The following is an 11,738-nucleotide window of genomic DNA, read 5'->3' as shown; positions in this document are numbered from 1 at the left end:
TGACATCTCAATATGCGATGAATTCAGAATCTGGTCTCATATTAAGTCGGGAAATCCGGAAATCCATGCCACGGATCATTGAACGATCTGAAAGGGATGGAGCATTATTCGCTGCAGAAGATGATCATCAACAAGACGTCAAGCCAACTGTTTTTTTGGAGCCGATTAGGTTATGGCTATGAGCGGAACGAAACGGACCATTGATGCCATTTGGCGAATCGAATCTGCCCAATTGATTGCAGGCTTAACCCGGATGGTCCGTGATGTTGGACTAGCCGAAGATCTCGCCCAGGATGCCCTTGTCATCGCGCTGGAGCGTTGGCCGGATACGGGGATTCCCGACAATCCAGGGGCATGGCTCATGACAACGGCCAAACGTCGTGCGATCGATATGATGCGCAGGAACAAGCTGCGTGATCAGAAATACGAAGAGCTTGCGCGCAGCTCGGATTTATATACGGAGCATGTTCTGGATGAAAATCTTGATGGTGAGTTCGGTGATGATCTCCTGCGCCTGATCTTCATGACATGTCATCCGGTTTTATCGCGGGATGCGAGAGTGGCTTTGACGCTGCGTTTGCTATGCGGACTTTCAACCGATGAGATTGCCCGTGCGTTTCTTGCTGCCGAATCAACCATCGCTCAGCGCATCGTGCGAGCCAAACGGACGCTTAACGCAGAGAAAGTGCCTTTCGAGGTCCCGACGGGTCCTGCGCTCAAGGATAGGCTGTCATCGGTGCTTGAGATCATTTATTTGATGTTCAATGAAGGCTATTCGGCCACCTCAGGAGAGCAATTGATTCGTCCGATCTTGTGTCAGGAAGCGCTGAGACTAGCACGGGTTCTCGCGGCGATGGTTCCGCAAGAACCCGAGGTACATGGCTTGGTAGCGCTCTTGGAGATTCAATCTTCAAGGTTAAAGACGAGAGTCGGACCAGATGGAGAGACCATTCTGCTGATGGACCAAAACAGGGCGCTTTGGGATCAGTTGTTAATCCGGCGAGGCTTAGCCGCACTCGAGCGCAGCCAGAAATTTGGGCATCCGTATGGCCCATATACACTGCAGGCAGCCATATCAGCCTGCCATGCACAGGCGCGCACCCCTTCGGAAACCGACTGGACGCGTATTGCCGCACTATATGAAGCTCTGTTAGGTTCGATGCCTTCACCCATTGTGGAGTTAAACAGGGCAGTAGCCATCGCTATGGCTTTTGGACCTGCATTTGGTCTTCAGTTGGTAGATGAACTGAGGAAGCAATCTATGCTTAAAGATTACCATCTGCTTCCCAGTGTTCGCGGAGATCTGTTATACAAATTGGAGCGCTTCGAGGAAGCGCGGGAAGAATTCGAACGAGCCGCGTCGTTGACGCGCAATGAACGCGAACGGGAATTGCTTTTGAAGCGAGCCGATAATTGCATTCCAAAATAAGATTCAGCAGACGGTTAGATGATCCAGATCACTGAATGAATTCAAAAATACTAAAAAAAGCAAAAAAAGTTTTCCGGAAATGTCGATTCTGCTTCCTTTCATTCGTCGTTTAAGTAGAAACCGGGTTAATAAGGTTATAGATATAGCCTTAAAGCCAATAAACGATGGAAGGATGTTGAAATATGGGAGCACAATTGAATCCTTATATCATGTCGGAGGATGCAAGAACACAGGCAGCATTCTATAAACAGGCGCTTGGAGGCCAAATTCATTCGATCAAGACGTTCGGGGAGGTGCCGGGAACACCGGAAGCCGCCAAAGACAAGGTCATGCATATGGTTTTAACGGTAGCTGGCAATAACACGCTTCTATTTTCGGATTCTTTTGAACCCGTCACCAGAACACGGAGCATCAATCTAGCTTTATCCTACGAAAGCGAATTCGAAGCGAGAACAGCTTACGAAAAGCTCGCTGAAGGCGGCGTGAATAAATATCCTTTTGAGCTTCAGCCTTGGGGCGCCTATTACGGGGAAATCGTAGACCAATTCGGCGTTACGTGGCAAATCGTCAAGCAATAGTGGGTAGACCCATCACATATCAAAGGAGACGATATCATGAACCAAGAAGTTACCGAGTTTATCGAAGCGATCCAAGTACCATGGCAGGTTGAGGTGGCAAGAAACCTGCGCGAGGTTGTCCATGCGGCGATACCAGAAGTGCAGGAACGCATACAGTATAAGAAGCCGCATTTTTTGAAAAACGGGAAATATGCAGCCGTGATATCGCCTTCGAAGGATGCTATGAGCTTCACGATCTTCAATGCGGCTCAGCTTGAACTCCCCGAAGGATTATTCGACGGCCCGCCGGAAAGGAAAACCATTAAGCTGCGACAAGGACAAACTGTTGATACGAATCAGCTTACTGCCTTGGTCAGCCAAGCATCCTCAGCATTCTAATCCTTTGCTATCAGCGGGGATATACATAACATATATATATCAATTAACTGACATCGCGCGATTTCGTGCGATGTTTTCTTTTTCAATTCTCTGATTTTTTTGCTTGACTTTATCATGAGGTTATGGTTTATAATAACGTTAATTCTACATTCGGCTTTGATCAAAGACATGATTTCTTATACGGACGGCCCAGAGAGAGGAGCGCTAGCTGAAAGCTTCTCCGGAAACCGGTTTGAAATTACCCCTTTGTAGCCGTGGCGTTGAACCTGCATTCGGAATGGAATGCGGCAGTAAGCGACACCGGTTTGTCCCCGTTAACGGATACCAATAAGAACCTGCAATTGCAACTTGGGCCTTGGGTCCAAAGGAATTGCTGCAGGTTGAATTAGGGTGGAACCACGAGCTGAACGCACTCGTCCCTTGGTGGAGAGATGCGTTTTTTTGCGTTCATAAATTAAACAAAACCGAAGAAATGGAGGTAATCAATCATGGAGATCAACGTTAAGCTGCCAGATGGAACAATAAGGAGGTATCAGCAAGGTACCACAGTCTACCAAATTGCGGAATCCATCAGTATGGGAATGAAGAAAAATGCCGTTGCTGGCAAAATAGACGGCAAGCTCGTTGATCTGAATCAATCCGTTGAGGAAGATTGCCAGCTAGAGATTATTACGCTGGACAGCCCGGACGGTTTGGAAATCTATAGACACAGTACTGCCCATCTCATGGCGCAGGCCATTAAACGGATCTATGGCTCCGAAGCCGTCAAACTCGGAATCGGACCCGTGATCGAAGACGGCTTCTATTACGACATCGATATCGCGCAGCCATTGTCTACAGAGGACTTGGAGGCTATCGAAAAAGAAATGTCCCGAATTGCGCAGGAAAACCTGCCGATTGTCCGCAGGGTCGTGCGCCGAGAAGAAGCCATTCGTATTTTTGAGCAACTGGATGATCCGCTAAAATTGGAGCTGATCCGCGATTTGCCTGAAGATGCGGTCATAAGCATCTACGAGCAGGGAGAGTTTTTCGACTTGTGCCGGGGTCCGCATTTACCATCGACAGGGTTAATCAAGGCATTTAAGCTTTTGAACGTATCGGGAGCTTATTGGCGAGGGGATTCGAACAACAAAATGCTCCAGCGCATTTACGGAACGGCGTTCCCGAAGAAAGCCCAGCTTGACGAGCATCTTCATTTTTTGGAGGAAGCCAAAAAGCGCGACCACCGCAAGCTTGGCAAGCAGCTCGAGTTGTTCATGTTTTCGGAAGAAGCGCCCGGGATGCCTTTTTATCTGCCAAAAGGAATGACGATCCGTACAGAGCTTGAGAACTTTGCGCGTGAACAGCAGATGCAGAGAGATTACGATGAAGTTCGTACGCCGCTCATGATGAATAGCCAGGTCTGGGAGCAATCCGGTCATTGGGATCATTATAAAGACAATATGTACTTCACGAACGTCGATGATACGAAATATGCCCTTAAACCGATGAACTGTCCAGGACATATGCTGATTTTTAAAAATAAGCTGCGTTCCTACCGGGAACTTCCGATTCGTATATCGGAGTTTGGCCAAGTCCACCGGCATGAATTTTCCGGGGCGTTAAACGGCATGATGCGGGTGCGGACGTTTTGTCAGGATGACGCCCATCTTTTCGTTCTGCCGGAACAGATCGAAGAGGAGATCGGACGAATTATCGAGCTAATTGACCATATGTATCAAGTGTTCGGATTCGAATACCAAATTGAGTTGTCCACGCGCCCGGAGGATTCGATGGGGTCTGACGAGCTTTGGAATCAAGCGGAGCAATCGCTCCAAAGCGTGCTGGATAACCGAGGTATCGAATACCGGATCAATGAAGGCGATGGTGCATTTTATGGACCGAAAATTGATTTTCACATTTTGGATGCTCTTAAACGAAGCTGGCAGTGCGGTACGATCCAGCTTGATTTCCAAATGCCCGAGAAATTCGAGCTCACTTACGTCGGGGAAGACAGCCTAAAACATCGGCCGGTTGTCATCCACCGTGCAGTGTACGGGTCGATTGACCGTTTCATGGGCATGCTGACGGAACATTATGCCGGAGCTTTTCCGCTGTGGTTGTCGCCCGTCCATGCCAAGCTGCTGCCCGTATCTGAAAATTACGTCGACTACGCATTTCAGGTCAAGCAATTGCTTGCTGAGGCGGGAATCCGGGTGGATATCGATATCCGGAACGAAAAACTCGGCTACAAAATCCGTGAAGCTCAGCTTGAAAAGGTTCCATACATGCTGGTCCTTGGAGAGAACGAGAAAAACTCAATGAGCGTATCTGTACGGAAGCGGGGAGAAGGAGATTTGGGTTCCAGTACGGTTCAGGCAATCACGGAGCGAATTCAGCGGGAAATCGCAGCCAAAGCGTAATGGAACAAAAATTTATCATTTGCAATATAGTCAAATGATGATCAGTTAGTCGAGAAAATGCCCCGTTCAAGTATTGTTATACAAACTTCCATCAAGCCACATGGCCAAGCGAGAAGAAATTCTCGCAAGCTATGTGGTTTTTTTGCTTCCTTCTCGTACCAACCATGAATACCGCCTGTACGTCGTGGAACAATATAACAATTCCGTTGCCAGTCCTTACATCAGGAGGAATTGACATGAACAGAACGATTTCGTTACTAATTGCGTTTAGCTTGCTGTGTATACCCGCAGGAACCTCTCTGGGAGCGAAAAGCAATGATTGCAAGGAGATTGAACATATATTCAAAACGAATGTTAAACAGGTGAATGGCGTCTGCAAGCTGGGAATAATGCGGCATGATATTGCGATATCGATTCTTGGGGTATCTCTATCTCCGGATACGGTCGAACTGGGGTTTGGCGCCAATTTCGAGAATGTAGGGGATCAAACGGCCGTGATTGGGGAGTTTGCTCTTCTCGGCAGCGAAGTGAATCGGGTTATCGATACCCTACGTAAAGGGAACATTGAAATTTCAGCTCTGCACAATCATCAGATTGGAGAACAGCCTCAGATTCTCTATTTGCATTTTCAGGCATTGGGTAAGGAGGAAGCTCTCGCCGGCACGGTCAAAGCCGCAATCGAAGCGACCAACCGCAAGTAACCGCGAGTTGAACCAATCATTTGAAGGATTTGATGGACCTTTCCGTTTTGGAGAAAAAGAAACCAACCCATTCATGGAAGCGGGTTGGTTTTTGCTTTTCGGAATCGATTTTTCTTTTCGGGACATATGTCCTTTCATTCAAACGAGGATTTATTATTTAATGATTATCAAACAACACATTACTTGAGGGGATAAGTAGATGAAGGGAATTATTTTTGCATTTTTAGGAGGGGCGTTTATTACGCTTCAAGGCGTAGCCAACTCCCGGATCAGCCAAGGTATTGGCACTTGGCAGGCTGCCGCTCTTACGCAGTTTACAGGGTTTGTTGCAGCATTAATCGTACTGCTCGCGATGCGTGACGTGAATTGGCAGGGCTTTAAGCAGGTCAAACCGTTATACCTGAGTGCCGGGGCATATGCGGCCGTTATTATTTTCAGCAACGTTACGGCGATTCAACATGTTGGCGTAACGCTGACCGTCGCTCTTGTGATCATCGCCCAGTTGGCGCTGACTTTTCTGATGGATCATTATGGATGGTTTGGCTTGCAAAAGAAAAGAATGAGGCTTCCGCAGTTTATCGGCCTTGTCATGATGATTGCGGGTGTGGTGATCCTTAAATTTTAAACGTATAATGAACCCGGGTTGTATGTTGATATGCAGCACATTTGAATGCTGGGGGATGCCAGAATGAAAGAGTTGAAAGACCCAAAACAATTGGCCGAATATATGAAGGATCATCAGCTCGAAGCCATCTTTAACGAACCGCTGATTTCACATATGTGCCTGTTCAGTTATGAAAAAGGGGAATTGATCTGTTCCCAGGGGCAGCCGGCCCAATATTTATATGTTCTCGTGAAAGGGAAAATCAAGGTTTATAATACATCGACGGAAGGCAAAACATTGATCATTTCCTTTAAAAATGCGCTCGAAATGATCGGGGATATCGAATATATTCAGGGAGCGGATTTTATCAATACAGTCGAGGCGGTAACTCCGGTATCGATGATTGGTATACATCATCAATGGCTGGACGCGTATGGTAAAGATCATATGCCACTCTTGAAATTTTTACTGAAGATCATTACAGGAAAGTTCTATATGAAATCCAATGCACTCAGTTTTAACCTCATGTATCCGGTGGAGGTTAGGCTGGCCAGTTACATCCTGTCGGTTTCTTTTGATCCGTCGGACGTGCTATTCAGAGGGCAGCTTAGCACCTCAGAGCTTCGGGATGCAGCGAACCTGATCGGAACGAGTTACAGGCACTTGAACAGGGTGATTTTGCAGCTATGCAACGAGGGTATTCTGGAGCGGGGCAAAGGCTACATTCATGTAAGAGATAGAGACCGTCTCACGGATATCGCAGGACACAGCATATACGAATAATGATGGGAATAGGAGAGATTCGAATATGATATTGGGAATAGTACTCGCTCTGCTGGCTGGCTCGCTCGTTAGTTTGCAGAATATATTTAACAATAAAGTCAACGTGCATGTGGGTTCCTGGACGACCACCACCATCGTGCTTGGCTTGGGTTTCGCTGCTTCGTTTACGCTGGGTTTGATTTTTGAAGGAACGGAAATGTTCAATCTTCACCACATGAAGACGTGGAACATGTTCAGCGGATTGATCGGTGTAGGTGTCGTAACCTGTATGGTACAAGGGATTAACCGTCTTGGGCCAACATTTGCGGTTTCGATCAGCATGTGCGCACAGCTCGGATTTGCATTACTATTTGATTCGATGGGTTGGCTCGGGCTGGAAAAGGTTGATTTTACGTTGAAGCAGTTGATTGGCGTACTGGTGGTCGTTGGTGGGATTGTCGTGTTCAAGCTGGGTGGACGCGAGAAGAAGAGAATGACCAATGAGCATGGTTTGGCCGCATCGTCAATCGAATAACCTTTCCAGGATCGGGTAATGTTATACAGAACATTATTCTGGTCAGGAGGTTATCGGATGAACACAAACAAAGCGAATCCAACCGGAGCAGCACTGTCAAAAACGCTGGGAGAGTACCTTTATGATCGTTTAAAGGAAGAGGGAATCACTGATATTTTCGGCGTTCCCGGCGATTATAACTTTACGTTGCTCGATACGCTTGAGAGATGCGCCGGAATACGGTTCGTTAACGGACGGAATGAGCTCAATTCGGGATACGCTGCCGATGCGTATGCGAGACTCAATGGCATATCGGCACTTATTACGACTTTCGGCGTTGGTGAAATGAGTGCATGTAACGCGATTGCGGGCGCTAATAGCGAGCATGTACCTATTATTCACATCGTGGGTTCTCCGCCGGACAAGGATCAAAAAGAGCGTAAACTCATGCATCATACATTAATGAATGGCGATTATGATGTATTTCGCAAAGTATATGAACCCATCACGGCCTATACTGCAGTACTTACTCCAGAGAATGCAGCCATAGAAATTCCCAACGCTATCCAAATCGCCAAGCAGCAAAAGAAGCCGGTTTATCTTGTGGTGGCTGATGATTTGGTAACCAAACCAATCATGGCTCACCATGTAACGGCTATACCCCAAGAAATGACGAATCCTACAACCATGAAGGCTGCTGTGGAGCATATCAAGCATATGTTGAATCAGTCGAAGAATACGGTGATCTTGGCGGATGTCAAAACAATGCGGTTTCATCTGCAGGAATACGTGCGCAAGTTGGCAGAATCCATGAACGTACCGGTGGCATCGACGCTCTTCGGAAAAGGCGCATTCGACGAAAGCCATCCGTTGTTCCTTGGCATGTACGGGGGGGCGTTTGGAAGTCCGGAAGTACGGACTGCCGTCGAAAATGCGGATTGCGTGATTACGGTAGGGCTGGTATGGGCGGATACGAATACCGCCAATTTCACGGCACAATTGAATCCACTTCGGACAGTTGACATCCAGCCAGATCGTGTGAAGGTTGGCGCAGCGGAGTACCCTAGCGTGATGGCAGCGGATATCCTGCTTGCTCTGCAAAAAGTCGGATACAAGGAGGATAGCGCTGCGAATCCTTCTCCCGCACCTTATGATCCCATGGTAGGCAATCCGGATGATCCGCTCTCGGCAGCTTCCTATTATCCCCGCTTTCAGCGTATGTTGAAAGAAGGAGATGTGGTGGTTGTCGAGACGGGCACCTTCTTTTACGGAATGTCGCAGGTCAAACTGCCGCGTGGCGTGACCTATATCGCAGAAGGGGGATGGCAGTCCATCGGGTATGCCACACCTTCAGCTTACGGTGCCTGCATCGCAGCCCCCACACGCCGGGTTCTGCTGTTTACAGGTGACGGTTCACTTCAGCTTACAGCGCAGGAAATCAGCTCCATGCTGTATTATGGCTGCAAACCGATTATTTTCGTACTGAATAACGATGGCTATACGATCGAGAAGTACTTAAATGTTAAAACCGAAAATCAGACCTATAATAAAATTCCAAAATGGTCTTACACGAAGCTCGCAGAAGCATTCGGAGGGGATGCTTATACTGTGACCGTCAGAACTAATAGGGAGCTGGATGACGCCATAAGCCGTGCTGAACAAGAGTGCAGCAGGGAGTTATGCATCATTGAGATGATCGTGAGCGATCCGATGGATGGACCGGACTATATGCATAAAATGCGTGACTACATGGAAAAGCAGGAGAAACAGCGAAGTTAGATGAATCCATGATTACAACAAAGCGAGGGAAGCAGCGGCTGCTGAACCCTCGCTTTTGTCATATGGTTGCATGAACTTGAGATGATTAGCATCGCACTGCTGTACAAGCGGTCCAAGATAGGATACATTCACTTTACAAGTACAACGAAACACTAAGGTAAGGGGGATCATCGTGGCCGAAGCATTAAAATCGATTTATCATGAAAAATTTCTTCGTGGATTTGGAGAACAGGTGAAGTCTGTTTACAATCCATTTGATATTGAGGGATTTACCAACAAAATTATGGACGATTCTTGGGAAGAACTCGCACTCAAAGCGAGAACCCGCCGGATCAGTGAAACGTTGGGCGAGTTTCTGCCGGCATCTTATGAGGAGGCACTCGCGGTTTTATTTCAGATCGATGAAAAATGTGTGGGGTTTCCATACCTGTTTTTCCCTGACTTTGTTGAGGTATACGGTCAAGCTGAAGAAGATTGGAACCTCTCGATGACTGCCCTGGAACGCTTCACGCAGAGATCGTCTGCCGAATTTGCGGTCAGATCATTCATTATCCGCGATACCGACAGAATGATGCAGCAAATGCTGGATTGGTCCAAGCATTCGAATGAGCATGTCAGGCGTCTGGCAAGCGAGGGCTGCAGGCCGAGATTACCTTGGGGACAAGCGCTGACGATGTTCAAGCGGGATCCTGGACTCGTGCTTCCGATACTGGAGCAGTTAAAGGAGGATCCATCGCTCTATGTCCGTAAGAGCGTTGCCAACAACTTGAACGATATTACCAAAGATCATCCTGCAATTGTGATCGGCATTGCCAAACGGTGGATAGGTAGCAATCCCGATACGAACTGGATCGTCAGACATGCTTGCCGGAACTTGATCCGCAAGGCTGATCCTGAAATCATGGGGATTTTCGGTTATTCCAGTTCGGATGAAAGCGAACCACTCGTCGTGTCTGCAAGTCTGTCCATTGGACCGGAGGTTCTTTCCATAGGAGAAAGCAGTGAGATTCACTATCAACTCCATATAAGGGAAGGGGAGCCTGCACGAATTCGGATTGAGTATGGAATTTATTTTATCAAGGCGAACGGGCAAGCCGCACGCAAATTGTTTCTGCTGTCCGACAAAAGCGTTCCCGGCGGTACGAGTCTGTCAGGAAAACGCAAGCACGGCTGGGCCGACCTCACAACCCGGCGCCATTACCCGGGGGAGCATCGGATTGCCCTGCTTGTGAACGGGCAGGAAGTTGCTGAAACGACACTCATTCTTGAAGCGTGTTCTCTTTGATATAAATAAAGATTTGTTGAAGTGTGGAATAGAATATTCACGTCAGAAAAAGCATCGCGGACGAATCCCGGTGCTTTTTCTGACGTTTAGACTATTGACAACACGCTAAGATATAAGTGATAATGTACGCGCGTACATAAAATTCATCATAGAGTATTTCATGAAACTTTCATCGATAGAATAAAGGGTGTGATTCCATATCGTTAGCAGAAAAGAGGTTGCCCAAATGGCCGGAGTATCCGAGGCGACGGTCTCCCGGGTACTCAACAATGTTGGCCCGATCAAAGAAGAGACGAAGCAAAGGGTCCGTGAAGCGGCAGAACGGCTTGGCTACTACCCAAGCGCGATTGCCCAAAATTTCGCCCGCCGCAGGAGCGGGAATTTGGGAGTTGTCCTTCCGTATGTACCAAAAGTGCACATCTTTTCGACGTACTATTTTTCCGAGATCTTAAATGGCATTGGTGAACAGGTTCGTGAGCTCGGGTATGACATGCTTTTGATTTTTCGTAAACCCGGTCTTGATAACGGTTACATCGATTTGTTTCGATCACAGAAGGTAGACGCATGCATTTTGCTTGGGACAACGGACACGCCTGAGGAACGTAAAGCACTAAAAGAGCTTAAAGACGAAGGATATCCCTTTTGTCTAGTCAATCAGCATTTTGACGATGAGCAATTCCCGGAAGTGGATGCAGATCATGAGCAGGGGGCTTATCACGCTGTTAAGCATTTACTGGAGGAAGGGCATCGAAGAATCGCCTTTCTGAATGGACCTCCACAGTATTCCAACAGTACGGATCGGTTGAAGGGATACATCCGGGCGATGACAGAAGCTGGAATATTCAAACGTAAGAATGATTTCACCGAGACGATTCCTCCAGCGTGGCTGGGCACGGGAAACTACAGCAGAACAAGTGGTTACGAGGCTGCCTCGCGATTCTTTCAAAACAGGGATTGCATTGACGCCGTATTTGCTGCAAACGACCGTATGGCGATCGGGTTGATGCAGGGATTTCGGGATCTCGGGCTTGTTCCGGGGGTGGATATAGCCATTGCCGGCTATGACGATTCAGACGGTGCAAGAATAACGGATCCGCCGCTCACAAGCGTCTCCGTACCTTTTTATCAGATGGGCAAGGCGGCTGCCAAGTGGGTGCTCTTACGGGCTTCGGGATCAACAACAGATGCTGAAGAGACGGGAGCAGCAGATCCTCTATACCAGATTCAAATGGAAACAAATTTGGTGATTCGTTCATCGAGCATGAGCAACCAGACATCGCTTGAATGAAAAAGTTCCATATGAAAA

Annotated in this window: 11 protein-coding genes; all 11 read left to right on the top strand. The window is 47.7% G+C overall.

Going from position 1 to position 11,738, the window contains the following annotated elements:
• Positions 1 to 172: 172 nt before the first annotated feature.
• The 11 genes from GRF59_RS04620 (at position 173) to GRF59_RS04570 (ending at position 11,720) form a co-directional block, all read left to right on the top strand.
• Complete coding sequence (locus GRF59_RS04620) at positions 173 to 1,429, top strand: RNA polymerase sigma factor (protein WP_160496466.1); 1,257 nt, start codon at positions 173 to 175, stop codon at positions 1,427 to 1,429.
• 182 nt (positions 1,430 to 1,611) lie between these two features.
• Positions 1,612 to 2,007 carry a VOC family protein gene (locus GRF59_RS04615; RefSeq protein ID WP_160496465.1) on the top strand — a complete coding sequence of 132 codons (396 nt, stop codon included), beginning with the start codon at positions 1,612 to 1,614 and terminating at the stop codon, positions 2,005 to 2,007.
• 36 nt (positions 2,008 to 2,043) lie between these two features.
• Positions 2,044 to 2,385, top strand: coding sequence for a DUF1801 domain-containing protein (locus GRF59_RS04610; protein ID WP_160496464.1), 342 nt, complete (start codon positions 2,044 to 2,046; stop codon positions 2,383 to 2,385).
• Between the two features lie 488 nt (positions 2,386 to 2,873).
• Positions 2,874 to 4,787 (top strand): threonine--tRNA ligase, encoded by a 1,914-nt coding sequence (gene thrS / locus GRF59_RS04605; protein ID WP_160496463.1) that lies wholly within the window; start codon positions 2,874 to 2,876, stop codon positions 4,785 to 4,787.
• Positions 4,788 to 5,023: 236 nt separating this feature from the next.
• The gene (locus GRF59_RS04600; protein WP_160496462.1) at positions 5,024 to 5,488 is read left to right on the top strand and encodes a DUF1259 domain-containing protein; all 465 of its coding nucleotides are present in this window, start codon (positions 5,024 to 5,026) and stop codon (positions 5,486 to 5,488) included.
• Between the two features lie 199 nt (positions 5,489 to 5,687).
• A complete protein-coding gene (locus GRF59_RS04595) occupies positions 5,688 to 6,113 on the top strand; it encodes a DMT family transporter (protein ID WP_160496461.1) in 426 nt (141 codons plus the stop codon).
• A 63-nt stretch (positions 6,114 to 6,176) separates the two neighbouring features.
• Complete coding sequence (locus GRF59_RS04590; RefSeq protein WP_160496460.1) at positions 6,177 to 6,875, top strand: Crp/Fnr family transcriptional regulator; 699 nt, start codon at positions 6,177 to 6,179, stop codon at positions 6,873 to 6,875.
• Between the two features lie 25 nt (positions 6,876 to 6,900).
• Positions 6,901 to 7,389, top strand: coding sequence for a DMT family transporter (locus GRF59_RS04585; protein ID WP_160496459.1), 489 nt, complete (start codon positions 6,901 to 6,903; stop codon positions 7,387 to 7,389).
• 57 nt (positions 7,390 to 7,446) lie between these two features.
• Positions 7,447 to 9,147: an alpha-keto acid decarboxylase family protein gene (locus tag GRF59_RS04580; RefSeq protein ID WP_160496458.1), complete on the top strand. Its 1,701-nt coding sequence runs from the start codon at positions 7,447 to 7,449 to the stop codon at positions 9,145 to 9,147.
• Between the two features lie 172 nt (positions 9,148 to 9,319).
• Positions 9,320 to 10,432 (top strand): DNA alkylation repair protein, encoded by a 1,113-nt coding sequence (locus tag GRF59_RS04575; protein ID WP_160496457.1) that lies wholly within the window; start codon positions 9,320 to 9,322, stop codon positions 10,430 to 10,432.
• A gap of 199 nt (positions 10,433 to 10,631) precedes the next feature.
• Entirely contained in the window at positions 10,632 to 11,720 is a 1,089-nt protein-coding gene (locus tag GRF59_RS04570) for a substrate-binding domain-containing protein (RefSeq protein ID WP_160498117.1), read from the top strand.
• The last annotated feature ends 18 nt before the right edge of the window (positions 11,721 to 11,738 follow it).

Origin of the sequence: Paenibacillus dendrobii (assembly GCF_009807035.1) — a bacterium.
Lineage (GTDB): Bacteria > Bacillota > Bacilli > Paenibacillales > Paenibacillaceae > Paenibacillus_AQ > Paenibacillus_AQ dendrobii.
This window is presented reverse-complemented; position numbering and strand designations above follow the sequence as displayed.